This is a genomic window from Mesorhizobium sp. AR10 (assembly GCF_024746795.1).
GTDB lineage: Bacteria > Pseudomonadota > Alphaproteobacteria > Rhizobiales > Rhizobiaceae > Mesorhizobium.
The window spans coordinates 4,267,867-4,286,148 of the sequence record NZ_CP080524.1 but is presented as its reverse complement, the minus strand read 5'-3'; the positions used below and the strand labels follow the sequence as shown (position 1 = coordinate 4,286,148).

Here is an 18,282-nt window from a genome sequence, read left to right as displayed (position 1 = left end):
TCATTTCACAAGAAAAGCGTCCTACCCCGCCATCAGCGCCTTGATGCCGTCCGCCACGAACTGCACCGCCAGCGCCGCCAGGATGACGCCGAGCAGGCGGGTCAGGATCGAGCGGCCGGTCTGACCGAGGATGCGGTCGATGCGCTCGGACGCCACGAACACCAGATAGGTAATGGCGAGGCAGACGAAGATGATGCCGACCAATGCCGCCTGCGCGGCAAAACCCTGAAACGAGCCGGAGAGTAGGACGGTCGCCGAAATGGCGCCTGGCCCGGCGATCAGCGGGATCGCCAGCGGAAAGGCGGCGATGTTGTGGATCATGTCCTTGGTGATGGCGACGTCGCCGATCTTCTCCTTGCGGTCCTGCCGGCGCTCGAACACCATTTCGAAGGCGATGAAGAACAGCAGAAAGCCGCCGGCGACGCGGAAGGCCGGCAGCGTGATGCCGAACACCGACAGGATCGACGCGCCGGCGACCGCAAACAGCGCCATCACCAGGAAACCCATGATCGAGGCCCGGATGGAGACTTGCTGACGCTCCTCCCGGTTCATGCCGCGTGTCACGGCGAGGAAGAGGGGGGCGAGGCCGGGCGGGTCGATGGTCACCAGAATGGTGACGAAGGCATTGAACAGGCTGTCGAAGCTCGGCATCTCTGACCCTCCCCGCCGGGCCAAGCCCGAATACTGGCATTGCCCGAATACTGGCATTGCCCGAATACTGGCATTGCCCGAACACTGGCATTGGTAGAGCAAAGCAGGGTCAGAGGAAACCGTTTGAGCCGCGGGAATTCGGCCGACTAGCCGGCCGCGCCGCAATAGGCCTCGATGCGATAGCCATCCGGGTCGACGACAAAGGCGGCATAGTAGTTTTCGCCATAGCTGGCGCGCAGGCCCGGCGCGCCATTGTCGCTGCCGCCTTCACGCAGCGCTGCCGCGTGGAACGCGTCGACGCTGGAGCGCGTCGGTGCGGCGAAGCAGAAGTGCAGGCCGGACTCCGCGTCGGCTGAAACCGGGCGCGGAGCTTCGTTCACCCACAGTGCCACCGCCTCCGCGCCATAGCCGAGCGAGCCCGGTGACTGGCTGAGACAGGTGTAGCCGAGCGGCTTTAGCGCGGCATCGTAGAAGCGCTTCGAGACGTTGGTGTCACGGACACCGATAGAGACATGGTCAAGCATCGTTTTTCTCCATGTTTGCAATGTGTTGGTTGATCAGGCTGGAGTCACGCGGCGCGCCAGGAACTCGACTTCGAGGCGCCAGTCCGTGCTGCCGTCATGCGAACACTCGCCCAGCCAGCGAAACGAGTTTTCGGTGATCCGGAAAAAGCTCCAGCGCACAGAGGAGCCGCGAGCGTCGACACCTTGCTGGACGATCGTGTCGCCTTCGGCGCGGCCAAGCTGGCGGCTGAAATACTGGTTGCGCGGATCGCTCCAGAAAATGTGCCAGGCATCGACGCCAGGATCGTAAACGCGCAAAGTCGTGCCATAGAACGTCCACGTGCCGAGCGAAGGTTGGGGACCAGTGTTCCGCGCGGGCAGGATCCACACATCCTGTATTGCCTTGCCTTCCAGAACCCAGCCGAAATGCACCTCGCCACGCCCGGTCAGCACCGTGCCGTCTTCGAGATGGCGTGTGGCATCGAATGTCCAGGCGCCGACGAAGCGGCCGTAAAGATCCAGCTTTTCAGCCAGGCCGGGGTTGGGTCCGTCGTTGTGCAAGGCTTCGGTAAAGGACGATGAATCTGTCATAGTTGCTGCCTTCGTGCTGTCAGGAGACTGCAAGCGATAGGCCTGGGCGGGGTTCTGCGCTTGGGAAAAATTGCTATCTTTCGAACCATGACGACGAGCGAGCAAAACCTTGCATCGGGGCAGGGCTGGCATGTGTGCGACGTGGTGTGCACGGCCGGCGCCGGCGACAGCCCGTTCGAGGAAGAACACCGCACTTTCTGTGTTGCGGCGGTGACCAGCGGCACCTTCCGCTACCGGGCGCAGCAAGGCACCGCGATGCTGGCGCCGGGTGCGCTGCTGCTCGGCAATCCCGGCACATGTTACGAATGCGGACATGAGCATGGCGCCGGCGACCGTTGCCTCTCCTTCCATTTCGAGCCAGCCTATATGGAACGGATCGCGGCCAACGTGCCGGGCGTGAAAAAGCTGACTTTCGAAACACCGCGCCTGCCGCCGTTGCCGGCGCTCGCGTCACTGCTGGCCGAGGCCGAAACCGCGCGCGAGACGGCCGACGTCGACGCGTTAGAGGAACTTGGTTTGCGGATCGCTGGCGCCGCTATGGCAGCCGCCAGCGGCGCGACGCCCGCCCGTCGCGCGCCGAGCCGCCGCGACCAGAAACGTGTGGCCGAGGCGGTGCGGCGCATCGAGCTCGATGCCGACGGAGCGATCTCGCTTGCCGGGCTTGCCGGTGAGACAGCAACCAGTCCGTTTCACTTCCTGCGCACGTTCCGGCAGGTGGCCGGCATGACGCCTTACCAGTTCCTGCTGAAAACCCGGCTGCACCGGGCCGCGGTGCAGTTGCGCCTGTCGGATGAGCCCGTCTCGACGATCGCCTTCGCGGCGGGGTTCAACGATCTGTCGACCTTCAACCGTCGTTTCCGGCGGGTGATGGGGGAGGCGCCCGGCGATTATCGGGCTCGCCCGCGGGGCGATGAACTGCCGGACACATCTGCCGTTCCGGCCTCATGAAGCAAAAGTCGGTCCGAAAATGACCTTGGCTGCGATGGTCTTGAAAAGCGCATCGGCCATATCGTCGCAATCAGCGGTATCCATTTGAAATTACCACTAAAATGGACACTGGAAAACTGTCGCGGGCATTGGAGTTTCGCCCCCGCTTCCTATATAAGCGGCAAGTGATTCCTGATTAGATTGTGATCCGATTTGACCGACCAGAAGACACCGCGCGGCGCCGACGGCGGCCCCACCGGCATCGAGCCGATATCCATCATCGAGGAGATGCAGCGTTCCTATCTCGATTACGCCATGAGCGTGATCGTCAGCCGTGCGCTGCCAGATGTGCGCGACGGCCTGAAGCCGGTGCATCGCCGCATTCTCTACGCCGCCCATGAGAGCGGCTACCACTGGAACCGCAAATATGTGAAGTCAGCGCGCCCGGTCGCCGACGTGATGGGTAAATACCATCCGCATGGCGACGCTTCCATCTATGACGCCTTGGTGCGCATGGCGCAGGATTGGTCGCTGCGCGTGCCGCTGATCGACGGGCAGGGCAATTTCGGCTCGATCGATGGCGATCCGCCCGCGGCGATGCGTTACACCGAGTCGCGGCTGACCAAGGTCGCGCATGAGTTGCTGGAGGACATCGACAAGGAAACCGTCGATTTTCAGGACACCTACGATGCCTCCGACACCGAGCCGAAGGTGCTGCCGGCTCGCTTCCCCAACCTATTGGTCAACGGTTCGGGCGGCATCGCCGTCGGCATGGCCACCAACATCCCGCCGCACAATCTCGCAGAAGTCTGCAACGGCGCCATCGCCATCATCGACAATCCGGCGATCGACCTGCCGGCGCTGATGGAGATCATCCCGGGGCCTGACTTCCCGACCGGCGGCATTGTGCTCGGCCGTTCCGGCATCTACAGCGCCTATTCGACCGGCCGTGGCTCCATCGTCATGCGCGGTAAGGTCAATATCGAGCAGCGCGGCAACGACCGTGAATCGATCATCATCACCGAGGTACCCTACCAGGTGAACAAATCGTCGATGATCGAGAAGATGGCCGAACTGGTGCGCGACAAGCGCATCGAGGGCATTTCCGACATCCGCGACGAGAGCGACCGTCAGGGCTACCGCGTCGTCATCGAACTGAAGCGCGACGCCGTCGCCGACGTCATCCTCAACCAGCTCTATCGCTTCACGCCGCTGCAGACCTCCTTCGGCGCCAATATGGTGGCGCTGAACGGCGGCAAGCCGGAAGTGATGACGCTGACCGACATGCTGAAGGCGTTCGTCGGCTTCCGCGAAGAGGTAATCAGCCGGCGCACGAAATTCCTGCTGCGCAAGGCGCGCGACCGCGCCCACGTGCTGGTCGGTCTGGCCATCGCCGTCGCCAACATCGACGAGGTGATCAAGCTGATCCGCACTGCGCCGGATCCGCAGACGGCGCGCGAACAGTTGATGGAGCGGCGATGGCCCTCCGGCGACGTCGAGTCGTTGATCCTTCTGATCGACGATCCGCGCCATCGCATCAACGAGGACGGCACCTACAATCTGTCCGAGGAACAGGCCCGCGCCATCCTCGAACTGCGCCTGCAGCGCCTGACGGCGCTTGGTCGCGACGAAATCGCCGACGAATTGAACACCATCGGCGACGAGATCAAGGACTACCTCGACATCCTGTCGTCCCGCGCCCGCATCCAGCAGATCGTCAAGGATGAGCTTGCCGCCGTGCGCGACGAGTTCGGCACGCCGCGTCGCACCGAACTCGCCGAGGGCGGGGCCGACATGGAAGACGAGGACCTGATCCAGCGCGAGGACATGGTCGTGACGGTGAGCCATTCCGGCTACATCAAGCGCGTGCCGCTGTCGCTCTACCGGGCGCAGCGCCGCGGCGGCAAGGGCCGCTCCGGCATGTCGACCAAGGAAGAGGATTTCGTCACCCGGCTGTTCGTCGCCAACACGCACACGCCGGTGCTGTTCTTCTCCTCGCGCGGCATCGTCTACAAGGAAAAGGTCTGGCGGCTGCCGATCGGCAACCCGCAATCGCGCGGCAAGGCGCTGATCAACATGCTGCCGCTGGAGCAAGGCGAGCGCATCACCACCATCATGCCGCTGCCCGAGGACGAGACCAGCTGGGGCGAACTCGACGTGATGTTCGCCACCACGCGCGGCACCGTGCGCCGCAACAAGCTTTCCGACTTCGTCCAGGTCAACCGCAATGGCAAGATCGCCATGAAACTGGAGGAGGAAGGCGACGAGATCCTCGGCGTCGAGACCTGCACCGACAATGACGACGTACTTTTGACCGCAAGTTCGGGCCAATGCATCCGCTTTTCGGTCAGCGATGTGCGCGTCTTCCAGAGCCGCAATTCGGTCGGCGTGCGCGGTATCGCCATGGCCGATACCGACAGGGTCATTTCCATGGCGGTCATCGAGCATGTCGATGCGCCTCCGGCCGAGCGTGCCGCCTATCTCAAGCGGGTGGTGGCCGAACGGCGGCTGGCCGCCGGCATCGCGGCTGGTGAAGAGGAAGAAATCGCGCTGACCAATGAGGAGGTCGGCGAAGAGACCGAGCTTTCCGACGAGCGCTACGAATTCCTCAAGGCGCATGAGCAGTTCGTGCTGACGGTGACGGAATATGGCTACGGCAAGCGCTCGTCGTCCTACGACTTCCGCCTGACCGGGCGCGGCGGCAAGGGCATCCGCGCCACCGACGTCTCGAAGGCGGCCGAGATCGGCAGGCTTGTGGCGACCTTCCCGGTCGGCAATGACGATCAGATCATGCTGGTTTCAGATGGTGGCACCGTCATCCGGGTGCCGGTCAACGGTATCAGGTTCGCCAGCCGCGCCACCAAGGGCGTCACCATCTTCAACACGGCCGAAGGCGAAAAGGTCGTCTCGGTGGAGCGGATTTCGGAACCGCAATCGGACGAGGAAGCCGAAGAGAACGGCGAGGGCGATGCTGAGGCCAGCCATGATGCCGGTGCTGAAGATGCTGGTCCGGAAAACGCCGAATAGGCTTTGACAAGGCAACGCCGGCGCAATCAACAAATTCTGGCGAAATCAGTAGTGGCGGTAAGGCTTGCGGATTCCGAAACCTTCGAACCGCTTGGTCTTGACGCGGACGCGCTCGGCTTCCTGACGCAGCCCGAATGCGGTGGCGATCAGCATGGCGACGGTCATTGCGGTGGCGAGCATGTAGATCAGCATGTGCGTGTTCTCCTGCTTCAACAACGATTTTGGTTCGGTTTGGTTTCACCGTCTGTGAAACCACTTACATGGCAGCCGTTGAATTCTTCGTGAGCGGCTCGTTCATCTGTCGTTCATGCCGGCCAAAAGGTTCATGAGCGGATTTGCCTTTGCGACCGAGGCTCGCTAGAAGCACCTGCCATGACCGAACGCATCGCTCTTTATGCTGGCTCCTTCGACCCGCTGACCAACGGCCATCTCGACGTGCTGAAGGCGTCGCTGGCAGTGGCCGACATCGTTTATGCGGCGATCGGGATCCATCCCGGCAAGAAGCCGTTGTTTTCCTTCGAGGAACGGGTGAAGCTGATCGAGATCGCCACCAAAGCGGAATTCGGTAGTGACGGCGCCCGCATCAAGGTCGTCGCCTTCGACGGACTGGTCATCGACTCGGCCAGGAAGCATGGCGCCTCGATCATGATCCGCGGCCTGCGCGACGGCACCGACCTGGATTACGAGATGCAGATGGCCGGGATGAACGAGACCATGGCGCCAGAACTGCAGACGGTTTTTCTGCCCGCCAGCCCCTCGGTGCGAACCATTACCGCCACACTTGTCCGCCAGATAGCCTCGATGGGTGGCGACATCCGCCCCTTCGTGCCGGCGGCTGTTGCCGGCGCGCTCACCGCCAAATTCGCGAAATAACGAGTCCGGAGAAAGTACCATGCAGCTCAAAAGGCTTGCCTCGTTCCTCATTGTGTTCGCCGGTCTTGTGACCGCATCGGCTTCGGCCTTCGCCGCCGATCCTGAGAACACCATGATCATCACGCTGAAGGACGGCGATGTGACCGTTGCACTGCGGCCCGATCTCGCACCGAAACATGTCGAGCAGATCAAGAAGCTGGTGCGTGAGGGCGCCTACAACAATGTCGCCTTCCACCGCGTCATCGGTGGTTTCATGGCGCAGACCGGCGACGTGAAGTTCGGCAACATGGAAAAGGGCTTCAATCCCGACGCTGTCGGCACCGGCGGTTCCGATCTTCCCGACCTCCCGGCCGAATTCTCGCAGACCGAGCACTACAAGCGCGGCGTGGTCGGCATGGCCCGCTCGCAGGATCCGAATTCCGCCAATTCGCAGTTCTTCATCATGTTCGCACCGGCTCCGCCACTCGATGGCCAGTACACCATTGTCGGCAACGTCGTCAGCGGCATGGAACTGGTCGACCACATCAAGAAGGGTGCCGAAGCGGACAACGGCACGGTCGCCGACCCGGACCGGATGATCAAGGTGCGCATCGCCGCCGACAAATAACTCTGTTTTCTCAAAAGGATATCTGACATGGCTGAGATCAAGGACCGCGAGAACGCGCTCATCTTGGAAACGACCAAGGGCACGGTCGTCATCGAACTTTTCCCCGACCTGGCGCCCGGCCATGTCGCCCGCATCAAGGAACTGGCGCGCGAAGGCGCATATGACGGCGTGGTGTTCCACCGCGTCATCGACGGTTTCATGGCGCAGACCGGCGACGTGAAATTCGGCAATTCCAGCAAGCCCTCTTTCGCGCCGTCCCGCGCCGGCATGGGCGGCTCCGACAAGCCCGACCTGAAGGCCGAGTTTTCCAACGCCAACCACGGCCGCGGCACTTGCTCGATGGCGCGTTCACAGAACCCGAATTCGGCCAACTCGCAGTTCTTCATCTGCTTCGACGATGCCGCCTTCCTCAACCGCCAGTACACGGTCTGGGGCCAGGTCATCGAAGGCATGGACAATGTCGACAAGATCAAGCGCGGCGAGCCGGTGCAGGATCCCGACAAGATCGTGTCGCTGAAGGTAGCGGCCGACGTCAAGTAAGGCGAAACGACAATGATGGGCGTGGTCTGGTCGCTGCTCGGCATCCTGTCCGGCGCCTTCATCGCCATTCAGGCGCCGATCAACGCGCAGCTGGCGCGCGACCTCGGGCTCCCGGTCGCCGCCGCGGCGTTCTCGTTCCTGTCGGGCGCGATCGTGCTGGGCATCATCGCGTTCGCAGTGGTGAAGCTGCAAGGCATTTCGCTCGACTGGAAGGCTCCGGCACCCTGGCTGTTTGTCGCCGGCGGCATGCTTGGCGGCTTCTACGTCACGCTTTCGACGATTCTCACGCCGCGCATCGGCGCTGCCGCGCTGATGGCGTTCCTCGTCGCTGGCCAGTTGCTGGCCGGCATGCTCATCGACCGCGTCGGCTTCCTCGGCGTGGCGGTGCGCGAGATTTCGCTTGGCCGTGTCACTGGTGCGGTGCTGCTGCTGGCCGGAGCGCTGCTCGTCCGGCTCTACTGATGCGCGTCGATCTCTTCGACTTTGACCTGCCCGAGGAGCGCATCGCGCTTCGCCCGGCCGAACCGCGCGACAGCGCCAAAATGCTTGTCGTCAAGCCGGGCGGGGGGCTTGAGGATCGGACGGTGGGCGAGCTGCCGTCCTTGCTTCGGGCTGGCGATGTGCTGGTCTTCAACGACACCAAGGTCATTCCCGCACAGCTGAAAGGCATCAGGCGGCGCGGCGAGGCGGCAGCGCAGGTTGAAGCCACGCTGCATATGCGCATGGCGCCGGACCGCTGGCTGGCCTTCATGCGGCCGGGCAAGCGCGTTGCCGCTGGCGACCGCATCCATTTCGGCCATGACGGCAATTCCTGCTTTCTCGGCCGGCTCGATGCCACGGTGATCGAGAAGGGCGAGGGCGGCGAGGTACTGCTGGGCTTCGACCTGTCCGGCGCATTTCTCGACGAGGCGCTGCACGCCGTCGGCCACATTCCGCTGCCGCCCTACATCGCCTCGAAGCGCGCCGACGATGAGCGCGACCGCAGCGACTACCAGACCATCTATGCCAGGGAGGAGGGCGCCGTGGCCGCCCCGACGGCCGGCCTGCATTTCACGCCGGAGCTTATTGCCGCGCTTGATGCAAAGGGCGTCGAGCGCCGCTTCGTCACCTTGCATGTCGGCGCCGGCACGTTCCTGCCAGTGAAGGTTGACGACACAACCGACCACAAGATGCATGCCGAGACCGGCTCGGTCACCCAGGAAACCGCCGACGCGCTCAATGCAGCGAAAGCGAGGGGCGGGCGCATCGTTGCCGTCGGCACGACGTCGCTGCGGCTGCTGGAGAGTGCAGCACGCGCCGACGGCAGGCTGGCCGCTTGGTCCGGCCCGACCGACATCTTCATCACGCCCGGCTACCGCTTCAAGACCGCCGACATGCTGATGACCAATTTCCATCTGCCGCGCTCGACGCTGTTCATGCTGGTTGCCGCCTTTTGCGGCCTGGAAACGATGCGTGCCGCCTATGCGCATGCCATCGACGTCAGCTACAGATTCTACTCCTACGGCGACGCCAGTCTTCTGTTCAGGGAGGTGAACGATGGACGATGATCTCGATGGTCTGGACCGCGATGCCTTGATCGCGGAGGTGAAGAGACTGCGCACCGGCATTCGCGGCCACCGCGACTCCACCGGTCATGATCTGTGCTGGCATCACCCAGATCTGTGGGCGCTTCTGCCGGAGAAGACCGAACCGGCGATCGCCGTGCCGCCCTGGCCAAAATTCATGCGCGGCTGCATCCACTACCGGCAGTCGCTCGACGAGCAGGCGCCGGGCGCGCCGGTATTCGACAAGGAATTCAATGGCTGAGGCGTTCACCTTCAAGGTCTTGGCGACCGACGGCAAGGCGCGGCGTGGCGCGATCACCATGCCGCGCGGCGAAATCCGCACGCCGGCCTTCATGCCAGTCGGCACCGGCGGCACCGTCAAGACCATGTATATGGACCAGGTGCGCGGCCTCGGCGCCGACATCATCCTGGGCAACACCTATCATCTGATGCTGCGGCCCGGCGCCGAACGCGTCGCACGGCTAGGCGGCCTGCATGAATTCGCCCGCTGGCCGCACCCGATCCTGACCGACAGCGGCGGCTTCCAGGTCATGTCGCTGTCGAAGCTGCGGAAACTGACGGAAAAGGGCGTCACCTTCCGCTCGCATATCGATGGCGCCGCCTATGAGATGTCGCCGGAGCGCTCGATCGAGATCCAGGGGCTGCTCGATTCCGACATACAGATGCAGCTCGACGAATGCACCGCATTACCGGCAGAGCGCAAGGAAATCGAGCGCGCCATGGAACTGTCGCTACGCTGGGCCGAGCGCTGCAAGACGGCGTTCGGCAACCAGGCAGGGAAGGCGATGTTCGGCATCGTCCAGGGCGGCGATGTGCCGGACTTGCGGCTGCGCTCGGCGCAGGCGCTGAGATCAATGGAGTTGAAGGGCTATGCGGTCGGTGGGCTGGCCGTCGGCGAGCCGCAAGCGGTGATGCTGGATATGCTTGATATCACCTGCCCGGAACTGCCGGAGGACAGACCCCGCTATCTCATGGGCGTCGGCACGCCGGATGACATCGTGAAATCGGTGGCGCGCGGCATCGACATGTTCGACTGCGTGATGCCGACGCGCGCCGGCCGCCACGGCCTTGCCTACACGCGGCGCGGCAAGGTCAATCTGCGCAACGCCCGCCATGCCGACGATCCGCGCCCGCTGGACGAGGAAAGCGACTGCCCGGCCGCCAGGGACTATTCGCGCGCCTATCTCCACCACCTTGTGCGCTCGCAAGAGGCGCTAGGCGCAATGCTTCTGACCTGGAACAACCTGTCCTACTATCAAAGACTGATGCAGGACATTCGTGCCGCGATCGAAGCCGGCAGCTTCGAGGCGCGCACAGCGGAGATCTCGGAAGGCTGGGCGAGGGGCGATATTCCGCTCCTGTGATCGCTCAGGTGCTCAGCGAGTTCGAAGCGCGCAAGCTACAGCCGGTGATCTGGAAGCTTCCGTCGGGCTGCTGCTCCAGCGTATAGACAGCCTCGTAATCCTTGCCGTCGGGTCCGACGATCAGCACCTGCTGGATAACAGAGGTCGGGCTCGTCTCCTGCACCTTGCCAAAGGAATAGGCTTGCGGCTTGCGCACCGGCGGATAGCCGTTGGTGACCATGTTCATGAACGTGTCGACGGTCGGGAAGATGCGCTTCACGTTCGGTGCGGCAAAGCTGTAGGCCGTCGCTCCGTCATTGGCGATGAAGGCTTTCAGCTGACCGTCGATGACCGTCTGCGCTGCCCTGACTTCATTGTCCCCGGCCAATGCCGAAGACGCGAAAAGGAATGGAATGACTGCGAATGCGAATAATTTGCGGCGCATGGCCTGCCTCCGTTGTCCCCGGGGAGTCGCTATCCGAAGACATCATACCATACGCTTTGCGGTGCTTGACGGTTTCAGCAAACGCCAAACATTCGCCTCACAACCGCGCTTGAGCCTCCTTCAAGGCGGGGCGCGCCCGCGCTGGTGACGCAGCCGGTTGTTCCGGCGCGACATGCCAGTGTCTGAACTGAGACAAGCCGTCACCAAGGTACGCACCGGCTGTCCTGATGCTTGAAAGCCGGACGGCAGTCTGCCACAAGGGCCGCTTATGCGTGAAAGCTTGAGCAGGACCGGGCAATGAAGGCGTTTTTTGTGCAGATAAAGTGCGATCTGGGCAAGGCCTATGACGTTGCCAGCGCCTTGGCCGACGCCGAGATCGCCTCGGAAATCTACTCGACCGCGGGCAATTACGATCTGCTCGCCAAATTCTATGTCGACGACGAAGAAGACATCGGCCACTTCGTCAACGAGAAGGTGCAGATTCTCCCCGGCATCAAGGACACGTTTACCGTCGTCACCTTCCGCGCCTTTTAGCGGCTATCCGGCACCTGCCCGGGCACGAGGCAAAGCCTGATTACAGTCATATTTCGGCTGCCTTAATTTTGGGCAGTTGTGACATACTGATCGCCGGCGTTCCCCAAATTACCGATTGCGCTTGATTTTCTCCGGCGACGCCAGTGAAATGGCGTCACAGGGGAGTATGCGATTGGCAGCGTTCGATGAGATGCTTCCGGAAGTTTCCGGGTTGAGAAAACCGTATACGGCTTATGACCGCTGGCTGAAGGAGCAGGATCCGGCCAGGCTTACCGAGAAGATGCAGGACGCCGAACGCGTTTTTCGCAAGACCGGTATTACCTTTGCCGTCTATGGCGAGCAGGAAGCGTCCGAGCGACTGATCCCCTTCGACATCGTTCCCCGCATCATATCCGGCAATGAATGGCGGCGGCTGACACAAGGCATCGAGCAGCGCGTGCAGGCGCTGAATGCCTTCCTCGACGACATCTATCATCGCCAGGAAATCTTGCGCGCCGGGCGCGTCCCCAAGGAACTGATCGCCAAGAACGAGGCGTTTCTGCCCGAAATGATCGGCGTGCGGCCGCCTGCCGGCGTCTACACCCATATCATTGGCGTCGACATCGTTCGCATCAGCGAGAATGAGTTCTACGTGCTGGAGGACAATGCGCGCACGCCGTCCGGCGTCTCCTACATGCTGGAGAACCGCGAGACGATGATGCAGCTCTTTCCTGAGCTGTTCCAGCAGATCAAGGTGCGGCCGGTGGAAAACTATCCGCAGCTTCTGCGCCAGTCCTTGGCGGCGGTGCGGCCGCAAAGCACCAAGGGCACCCCGACCATTGCCGTGCTGACCCCGGGCAGCTTCAACTCCGCCTATTTCGAACACGCCTTCCTTGCCGACCAGATGGGCGTGCAGCTCGTCGAAGGGCAGGATCTGCGCGTCGTCGACGGCCATGTCGCCATGCGCACGACCGAAGGCTACAAGCAGATCGATGTGCTGTACCGCCGCGTGGACGATTCGTTCCTTGATCCGCTGACCTTCCGTGCGGACTCCGCCCTTGGCGTGCCGGGCATCATGGATGTCTACCGCGCCGGCAACATCACCATCGCCAATGCGCCTGGAACCGGCATCGCCGACGACAAAGCGATCTATTCCTACATGCCTGAAATCGTTGAATTCTACACCGGCCGCAAGGCGATCCTCGGCAACATTCCGACCTGGCGCTGTTCGGAGCCGGACAGCCTGAAATACGTGCTCGAGCACATCGACGAGCTGGTGATCAAGGAAGTCCACGGTTCCGGTGGCTACGGCATGCTGGTCGGGCCGGCGGCAACCAAGAAGGAATGCGAGGATTTTTCCAAGAAACTCGCGGCAAAACCGTCGAACTACATCGCCCAGCCGACGCTGGCCCTATCGACTTGTCCGATCCTGACGGACAAGGGGCTGGCACCGCGGCATGTCGATCTAAGACCCTATGTGCTGGTTTCCGACCGCATCCAGATCGTACCCGGCGGGCTGACGCGCGTCGCCCTCAAGGAAGGTTCGCTCGTCGTCAATTCCTCGCAAGGCGGCGGCACGAAAGACACCTGGGTGCTGGATGACTAGAGCGAATTGAGTGAGTAGTGAGTAGGTAGAAGGACCAAGGCAATGCCATCACTAAGCGAAATCCGGTCGCTCAAGAATCACTACTCACTGCTCACTACTCACTGTCGGACCGCCTGACATGCTTCTCGGCCGCACCGCCAATGGGCTTTACTGGATGAACCGCTACATCGAGCGGGCGGAAAACATGGCGCGCTTGGTTGATGCCGGCCTGCGCATGGCGTTGACCCGTACGCAAAGCGCCTCGGAGGAGTGGAATTCGGTGCTGCTCAGCGCCGGGGCGGACGTCGCTTTTACCCAGAAATACCAAGACTACACCGCCGCCAACGTCGCCGACTTCCTTTTGCGCGACACCTCGAACCCGTCGAGCACGATGGCGTCGATCGAGACGGCCCGCAACAATGCCCGCATGGTGCGCACGGCGCTGACGCGCGAGACCTGGGAGAGCATCAATGAAGCCTGGATGTCGCTGAAGCGGATGCTGGCCAAACCGATCGACGAGCGCGATCTGCCGAGCGTGCTCGACGCCATCAAACGCGAGACGGCGCTGATCCGCGGGTCGTTCTACGGCACGATGCTGCGCAACGAGATCTTCGATTTCTCCCAGCTCGGCACCTATGTTGAGCGCGCCGACAACACGGCGCGCATCCTCGACGTGAAGTACTACGTGCTGTTGCCGTCGATTTCCTGGGTCGGCTCGACGCTCGACAACTATCAGTGGGAATCGATCCTGCGCTCCGTGTCAGCGCATCGTTCCTATCGCTGGGTCTACGAGGCCGACTACAAGCCGACCAACATCGCCGACTATCTGATCCTCAATGTCCGCATGCCGCGCTCGCTGATGTTCTGCTATCGTTTTCTGGCCGAGCATCTGAAATTCCTGGGTGACGATTATGGCGAATGCCATGCCTGCCATGCGACAGCCGAAAAGACACAGGCCATGCTGAGGGCAGGGTCGATCAAGGACATATTCGACGCCGGCCTGCACGAATTCCTGGCCAATTTCATTCGCGACAATACCAAGCTCGGCGACGAGATCGCTCAGGATTATCGGTTCAACTGATATGCGTTTGAAAATCACCCACCGGACCGAGTACCGCTACGACGCGCCGGTGCAATATCTGTTGCAGCGGTTGCGGCTGCTTCCGGTCAGCGGATCGACACAGACCGTTTTGTCCTGGGCGCTGAAGACCGAAGGCGCGCGCGAAGAGGTTCGCTTTATCGATCATTTCGGCAATGACACCAGGCTGCTGAGCGTCGAAGGCGAGCGCGACTTCATCACCGTCGAGGCGTCAGGCGAAGTGGTGACACGCGACACGGCAGGCGTGTCCGGGCCGCATCAGGGTTTTACGCCGCTTTGGCTGTATGGCCATGAAACGCCGTTGACGGTCATCGGCAGCGGCATTCGAGAACTCGCCGCATCGGTCGGCAAGGGAACCGACATCGAAAGGCTGCACCGGCTGATGGCCATCATCTCCGAGCGCGTTGCCTACACTCCGGGCACCACCAATGCGGCGACGCCGGCCGAGGAGGCCTTGGCGCTCAAGACCGGCGTATGCCAGGATCATAGCCACATCTTTGCCGCCGCTGCGCGCGCCATGGGTTTTCCGGCCCGCTATATCAGCGGTTATCTGATGATGGACGCGGCCGTCGAGCAGGCGGCAAGCCATGCCTGGACCGAGGCGCATGTCTCCGGCCTCGGTTGGGTCGCCTTCGATGTCGCCAACGGCATTTCGCCTGACGAACGTTATGTAAAGGTGGCAACCGGCCGCGATTATCGAGATGCGACGCCGGTGTCGGGAATTCGTCTGGGACAGGCGGAAGAACAGCTTGCGGTCACCGTCACGGTAGAGCAGTAATTCCCGGCAAGATTGCTGCCAAAAGAGATTCCATGACCTATTGTGTCGGCCTGAAGATCGATCGCGGGCTCGTGTTCATGTCGGACACGCGCACCAATGCCGGCATGGATTCGATTTCGACCTTCAAGAAAATGCATATCTGGGAGGAACCCGGCGAGCGCGTCATCGTGCTGATGTCGGCCGGCAACCTGGCGACGACGCAAGCCGTGGTCAGCCTGCTCGACGAGCGCACCAAGGCGGTGGCGGATCGCCATGCCACGCTCTTGGAAACGCCCTCCATGTACCAGACGGTGCGGCTGGTCGGCGACACCGTCAAGGAAGTCATCGCCAGTTCGTCGCCGGCGGGTGAGAAGGCGGATTCCTATTTCAACGCCTCCTTCATCCTGGGTGGCCAGATCAAGGGCAGTGCGCCGCGCCTGTTCATGATCTACCCCGAAGGCAATTTCATCGAATCGACCGATGACACGCCGTTTTTCCAGATCGGCGAGACCAAATATGGCAAGCCGATCATCATCCGCGCCTATGAAAAGACGATGAGCCTGGCCGAGACGGTGAAACTGCTGCTGGTCTCGTTCGACTCGACGCTGAAGTCGAACCTGTCGGTCGGCCTGCCGCTCGACCTGTTGTTCTACGAGAAGGACGCCTTCAAGATCAGCCTGAAGAAGCGGATTGGCCAGGACGACCAATACTACCGCACCATCTCGGAGGGCTGGTCGAGCGCATTGAAAGCAGCCTTTGCCAGCCTGCCCGATTTTCCGGGCTAGACGGCCCCTGTCGCTGCGGACAGTCGCGGGTGATCGATGGCGCTCGAGCAGGTTGCGGGAGACGCAATGAACAACGATGATTTTCGGCAATGGTCGAGGCGCGCCGCCGACTGGGGCGTCGACTATCGCAACACATTGCGCGAAAGACCGGTGCGGCCATTGGTCGAGCCGGGAGACATCCTTGCGGGTATAGAGGCTTCGCCGCCTGAAGCGGCGGAGCCGATGGACACAATCTTCGCCGATTTCGAAAAGAAAATCCTCCCGGGCATGACGCACTGGCAGCATCCGCGCTTCTTCGCCTATTTTCCGGCCAATGCGGCACCCGTGTCGGTGGTGGCCGAATATCTGGTCTCGGCAATGGCGGCGCAATGCATGCTATGGCAGACCTCGCCAGCCGCGACCGAACTCGAAACGCGCACCGTCGACTGGATGCGCCAGGCGCTCGGTTTGCCCCAGGGGTTTTCCGGCGTCATCCAGGATTCGGCTTCGTCGGCAACGCTGGCTGCCGCGCTGACCATGCGCGAGCGCGCGCTCGACTGGCAGGGAAACAGACAAGGTCTGAGCGGGCAGGCGAGGCTGCGTATCTATTGCTCCGATCAGGTTCACACCTCGATCGATCGGGCGATCTGGGTGTCCGGTATCGGCGAGGACAACCTTGTCCGCATTCCGGTTGCCGGCCGCTTTCGCGCCATGGATACGGCAGCCCTTGAAGCGGCAGTCGTCGCCGACTGGGAAGCCGGCATGTTGCCGGCCGGTATCATCGCCAGCGTCGGCGGCACCAGCACCGGCGGCACGGACGACATTGCCGGCGTCGCCGCGGTGGCCAAGCGGCATGGGCTCTATCTGCATGTCGATGCCGCCTGGGCCGGGTCGGCGATGATCTGTCCGGAATACCGGCATTTCTGGGCCGGTGTCGAGCAGGCGGATTCCATCGTCTTCAACCCGCACAAATGGCTGGGCGCGCAGTTCGACTGCTCGATGCATTTTATTCGGCAGCCCGAGGATCTCGTTCGCACATTGGCGATCAAACCCGAATTCCTGAAGACGCACGGCCGCGACGGCATCATCAATTATTCCGAATGGTCGGTGCCGCTCGGCCGGCGCTTTCGCGCCCTGAAACTGTGGTTCCTGTTGCGCGCCCATGGGCTGGAAAGCCTGCGCGGGATGATCCGCAACCATGTTGCGTGGAGCGAAGGTCTCGCCACACGGCTGGCAAGCGAGGCAGATTTCGAAATCGTCACGGAGCCGATGCTGTCCTTGTTTTCGTTCCGGCATCTGGCTGAAGCGGGTGTCGATCTCGACGAACACAACCTTCGCCTGGTCAACGCGATCAACGACGATGGCCGCATCTACCTGACGCAGACACGGGTGGAGGGGCGGGTCGCGATCCGCTTCCAGGTCGGCCAGTTCGAGACGACCGCGGCCGACGTCGATGCGGCCTTCGATGTCGTCACCGAAATTGCCCGCGGCCTCGTCTAGCTTGGCCTTGCCGAGGTAGCGCTCGGGTTTGTCTTCGCAATCATATGATTTTCATTAGCCGGCTTACGCCTTTTCATCCCTTTCGTTTTCAGCTATAGACAAGAAAAACGAAAACGGGAGGGTTGCCATATGTATCTGTCGCCCCGTCATGCCGAAATCATCCAGATAGCCAAGGATCAGGGCCGCGTGCTGGTCGACGATCTGGCCACGCATTTCAACGTGACGCCGCAGACCATCCGCAAGGATCTCAACGATCTGTGCGACCAGCGGCTGCTCTCGCGCATCCATGGCGGGGCGCTGTTCCCGTCCGGGATCGAGAACATGGAGTATGAGGCCAGACGCAAGATCGCCGCCGAAGAGAAGGAGGCCATCGGTCGCGCGGCGGCCAGGCTGATCCCCGACAACGCCTCGCTGTTCATCAACATCGGCACCACGACAGAGTCGGTCAGCAAGGCGCTGCTCGATCACAACGGCCTCATGGTTATCACCAATAACATCAATGTTGCCAACAGGATGCGGATATATCCTTCGATCGAGGTGGTGATCGCCGGCGGTGTCGTTCGCGGCTCCGACGGTGGTGTCGTCGGCGAAGCGGCGGTCGATTTCATCAGGCAGTTCAAGGTCGACTACGCGGTGATCGGTGCCTCGGCGATCGATCATGACGGCGCACTGCTCGATTTCGATTTTCGCGAAGTCAAGGTGGCGCAAGCCATCATCGCCAATGCCCGGCATGTCATCCTCGTTTCCGACCAGACCAAATTCGAACGCACGGCGCCGGTTCGCATCGGCCATCTGTCGCAGGTCAACACCTTCATCACCGACCGCTGCGATATCCCGTCGGTGCGCAAGATCTGCCAGGAAGCCGAGGTTCAACTGATCGAGACGTCTCTCGGTTAAGCGGTTCTCGGGGCCTCATCACGGGCTCGTGATATTTCGTTTGACATTCGTTATCATTTCGAAATAATTCCGACATGGTTTCGCAAAAGACCAAA

21 protein-coding genes are annotated in these 18,282 nt (G+C 62.0%); 16 read left to right on the top strand and 5 right to left on the bottom strand.

Features of this window, described 5'->3' with window-relative positions:
* Window positions 1–21: 21 nt before the first annotated feature.
* From LHFGNBLO_RS24320 to LHFGNBLO_RS24310, 3 genes are all read right to left on the bottom strand, one after another.
* Entirely contained in the window at window positions 22–651 is a 630-nt protein-coding gene (locus tag LHFGNBLO_RS24320) for a MarC family protein (protein WP_258601852.1), read from the bottom strand.
* A gap of 146 nt (window positions 652–797) precedes the next feature.
* A complete protein-coding gene (locus tag LHFGNBLO_RS24315; protein ID WP_258601851.1) occupies window positions 798–1,175 on the bottom strand; it encodes a VOC family protein in 378 nt (125 codons plus the stop codon).
* Between the two features lie 33 nt (window positions 1,176–1,208).
* Window positions 1,209–1,745, bottom strand: coding sequence for a hypothetical protein (locus tag LHFGNBLO_RS24310; RefSeq protein ID WP_258601850.1), 537 nt, complete (start codon window positions 1,743–1,745; stop codon window positions 1,209–1,211).
* An 87-nt stretch (window positions 1,746–1,832) separates the two neighbouring features.
* Here LHFGNBLO_RS24310 and LHFGNBLO_RS24305 point away from each other — a divergent pair, with 87 nt between their 5' ends.
* Together LHFGNBLO_RS24305 and gyrA are read left to right on the top strand one after the other, a co-directional pair.
* Window positions 1,833–2,693, top strand: a complete 861-nt coding sequence (locus LHFGNBLO_RS24305; protein ID WP_258601849.1) for a helix-turn-helix transcriptional regulator — start codon at window positions 1,833–1,835, stop codon at window positions 2,691–2,693.
* Window positions 2,694–2,885: 192 nt separating this feature from the next.
* Window positions 2,886–5,699 (top strand): DNA gyrase subunit A, encoded by a 2,814-nt coding sequence (gene gyrA / locus LHFGNBLO_RS24300; RefSeq protein WP_258601848.1) that lies wholly within the window; start codon window positions 2,886–2,888, stop codon window positions 5,697–5,699.
* Between the two features lie 45 nt (window positions 5,700–5,744).
* On the opposite strand, the gene LHFGNBLO_RS24295 is transcribed toward gyrA, so the two are convergent.
* Entirely contained in the window at window positions 5,745–5,891 is a 147-nt protein-coding gene (locus LHFGNBLO_RS24295) for a hypothetical protein (protein WP_258601847.1), read from the bottom strand.
* 180 nt (window positions 5,892–6,071) lie between these two features.
* Between LHFGNBLO_RS24295 and coaD the strand changes: the two genes are divergently transcribed.
* The 7 genes from coaD to tgt all read left to right on the top strand — a co-directional run bounded on the left by coaD (window position 6,072) and on the right by tgt (window position 10,648).
* On the top strand, window positions 6,072–6,572 hold the full coding sequence (coaD, locus tag LHFGNBLO_RS24290) for a pantetheine-phosphate adenylyltransferase (protein WP_258601846.1): 501 nt from the start codon (window positions 6,072–6,074) through the stop codon (window positions 6,570–6,572).
* Between the two features lie 112 nt (window positions 6,573–6,684).
* The gene (locus LHFGNBLO_RS24285; RefSeq protein WP_258609868.1) at window positions 6,685–7,179 is read left to right on the top strand and encodes a peptidylprolyl isomerase; all 495 of its coding nucleotides are present in this window, start codon (window positions 6,685–6,687) and stop codon (window positions 7,177–7,179) included.
* Window positions 7,180–7,206: 27 nt separating this feature from the next.
* Entirely contained in the window at window positions 7,207–7,719 is a 513-nt protein-coding gene (locus LHFGNBLO_RS24280; RefSeq protein WP_258601845.1) for a peptidylprolyl isomerase, read from the top strand.
* Window positions 7,720–7,731: 12 nt separating this feature from the next.
* The gene (locus LHFGNBLO_RS24275) at window positions 7,732–8,181 is read left to right on the top strand and encodes a DMT family transporter (RefSeq protein ID WP_258601844.1); all 450 of its coding nucleotides are present in this window, start codon (window positions 7,732–7,734) and stop codon (window positions 8,179–8,181) included.
* A complete protein-coding gene (gene queA, locus LHFGNBLO_RS24270; RefSeq protein ID WP_258601843.1) occupies window positions 8,181–9,266 on the top strand; it encodes a tRNA preQ1(34) S-adenosylmethionine ribosyltransferase-isomerase QueA in 1,086 nt (361 codons plus the stop codon). Before LHFGNBLO_RS24275 ends, queA begins: the two co-directional genes overlap by 1 nt.
* A complete protein-coding gene (locus LHFGNBLO_RS24265) occupies window positions 9,256–9,525 on the top strand; it encodes a hypothetical protein (protein WP_258601842.1) in 270 nt (89 codons plus the stop codon). Before queA ends, LHFGNBLO_RS24265 begins: the two co-directional genes overlap by 11 nt.
* The gene (gene tgt / locus LHFGNBLO_RS24260) at window positions 9,518–10,648 is read left to right on the top strand and encodes a tRNA guanosine(34) transglycosylase Tgt (RefSeq protein WP_258601841.1); all 1,131 of its coding nucleotides are present in this window, start codon (window positions 9,518–9,520) and stop codon (window positions 10,646–10,648) included. The genes LHFGNBLO_RS24265 and tgt overlap by 8 nt, the downstream gene beginning before the upstream one ends.
* A gap of 4 nt (window positions 10,649–10,652) precedes the next feature.
* Here tgt and LHFGNBLO_RS24255 read toward each other — a convergent pair whose 3' ends face one another.
* A complete protein-coding gene (locus tag LHFGNBLO_RS24255) occupies window positions 10,653–11,072 on the bottom strand; it encodes a DUF4864 domain-containing protein (protein WP_258601840.1) in 420 nt (139 codons plus the stop codon).
* 297 nt (window positions 11,073–11,369) lie between these two features.
* On the opposite strand from LHFGNBLO_RS24255, the gene LHFGNBLO_RS24250 reads away from it, so the two are divergent.
* From LHFGNBLO_RS24250 to LHFGNBLO_RS24220, 7 genes are all read left to right on the top strand, one after another.
* Window positions 11,370–11,606 carry an Lrp/AsnC ligand binding domain-containing protein gene (locus LHFGNBLO_RS24250; protein ID WP_023674883.1) on the top strand — a complete coding sequence of 79 codons (237 nt, stop codon included), beginning with the start codon at window positions 11,370–11,372 and terminating at the stop codon, window positions 11,604–11,606.
* 172 nt (window positions 11,607–11,778) lie between these two features.
* Complete coding sequence (locus LHFGNBLO_RS24245; RefSeq protein WP_258601839.1) at window positions 11,779–13,191, top strand: circularly permuted type 2 ATP-grasp protein; 1,413 nt, start codon at window positions 11,779–11,781, stop codon at window positions 13,189–13,191.
* A 118-nt stretch (window positions 13,192–13,309) separates the two neighbouring features.
* Window positions 13,310–14,251 carry an alpha-E domain-containing protein gene (locus LHFGNBLO_RS24240; RefSeq protein ID WP_258601838.1) on the top strand — a complete coding sequence of 314 codons (942 nt, stop codon included), beginning with the start codon at window positions 13,310–13,312 and terminating at the stop codon, window positions 14,249–14,251.
* 1 nt (window position 14,252) lies between these two features.
* A complete protein-coding gene (locus LHFGNBLO_RS24235; RefSeq protein ID WP_258601837.1) occupies window positions 14,253–15,047 on the top strand; it encodes a transglutaminase family protein in 795 nt (264 codons plus the stop codon).
* A 32-nt stretch (window positions 15,048–15,079) separates the two neighbouring features.
* Window positions 15,080–15,811, top strand: a complete 732-nt coding sequence (locus LHFGNBLO_RS24230; RefSeq protein ID WP_258601836.1) for a peptidase — start codon at window positions 15,080–15,082, stop codon at window positions 15,809–15,811.
* A 66-nt stretch (window positions 15,812–15,877) separates the two neighbouring features.
* Complete coding sequence (locus tag LHFGNBLO_RS24225) at window positions 15,878–17,290, top strand: pyridoxal phosphate-dependent decarboxylase family protein (protein WP_258601835.1); 1,413 nt, start codon at window positions 15,878–15,880, stop codon at window positions 17,288–17,290.
* Between the two features lie 129 nt (window positions 17,291–17,419).
* Window positions 17,420–18,187 (top strand): DeoR/GlpR family DNA-binding transcription regulator, encoded by a 768-nt coding sequence (locus LHFGNBLO_RS24220; RefSeq protein WP_258601834.1) that lies wholly within the window; start codon window positions 17,420–17,422, stop codon window positions 18,185–18,187.
* Window positions 18,188–18,282 lie beyond the last annotated feature (95 nt).

Coding starts and splice junctions, on each gene's coding strand:
- LHFGNBLO_RS24320 (WP_258601852.1), bottom strand. CDS start 651: ATGCCGAGCTTCGACAGCCTGTTCAATGCCTTCGTCACCATTCTGGTG.
- LHFGNBLO_RS24315 (WP_258601851.1), bottom strand. CDS start 1,175: ATGCTTGACCATGTCTCTATCGGTGTCCGTGACACCAACGTCTCGAAG.
- LHFGNBLO_RS24310 (WP_258601850.1), bottom strand. CDS start 1,745: ATGACAGATTCATCGTCCTTTACCGAAGCCTTGCACAACGACGGACCC.
- LHFGNBLO_RS24305 (WP_258601849.1), top strand. CDS start 1,833: ATGACGACGAGCGAGCAAAACCTTGCATCGGGGCAGGGCTGGCATGTG.
- LHFGNBLO_RS24295 (WP_258601847.1), bottom strand. CDS start 5,891: ATGCTGATCTACATGCTCGCCACCGCAATGACCGTCGCCATGCTGATC.
- coaD (WP_258601846.1), top strand. CDS start 6,072: ATGACCGAACGCATCGCTCTTTATGCTGGCTCCTTCGACCCGCTGACC.
- LHFGNBLO_RS24285 (WP_258609868.1), top strand. CDS start 6,685: ATGATCATCACGCTGAAGGACGGCGATGTGACCGTTGCACTGCGGCCC.
- LHFGNBLO_RS24280 (WP_258601845.1), top strand. CDS start 7,207: ATGGCTGAGATCAAGGACCGCGAGAACGCGCTCATCTTGGAAACGACC.
- LHFGNBLO_RS24275 (WP_258601844.1), top strand. CDS start 7,732: ATGATGGGCGTGGTCTGGTCGCTGCTCGGCATCCTGTCCGGCGCCTTC.
- queA (WP_258601843.1), top strand. CDS start 8,181: ATGCGCGTCGATCTCTTCGACTTTGACCTGCCCGAGGAGCGCATCGCG.
- LHFGNBLO_RS24265 (WP_258601842.1), top strand. CDS start 9,256: ATGGACGATGATCTCGATGGTCTGGACCGCGATGCCTTGATCGCGGAG.
- tgt (WP_258601841.1), top strand. CDS start 9,518: ATGGCTGAGGCGTTCACCTTCAAGGTCTTGGCGACCGACGGCAAGGCG.
- LHFGNBLO_RS24255 (WP_258601840.1), bottom strand. CDS start 11,072: ATGCGCCGCAAATTATTCGCATTCGCAGTCATTCCATTCCTTTTCGCG.
- LHFGNBLO_RS24250 (WP_023674883.1), top strand. CDS start 11,370: ATGAAGGCGTTTTTTGTGCAGATAAAGTGCGATCTGGGCAAGGCCTAT.
- LHFGNBLO_RS24240 (WP_258601838.1), top strand. CDS start 13,310: ATGCTTCTCGGCCGCACCGCCAATGGGCTTTACTGGATGAACCGCTAC.
- LHFGNBLO_RS24235 (WP_258601837.1), top strand. CDS start 14,253: ATGCGTTTGAAAATCACCCACCGGACCGAGTACCGCTACGACGCGCCG.
- LHFGNBLO_RS24230 (WP_258601836.1), top strand. CDS start 15,080: ATGACCTATTGTGTCGGCCTGAAGATCGATCGCGGGCTCGTGTTCATG.
- LHFGNBLO_RS24225 (WP_258601835.1), top strand. CDS start 15,878: ATGAACAACGATGATTTTCGGCAATGGTCGAGGCGCGCCGCCGACTGG.
- LHFGNBLO_RS24220 (WP_258601834.1), top strand. CDS start 17,420: ATGTATCTGTCGCCCCGTCATGCCGAAATCATCCAGATAGCCAAGGAT.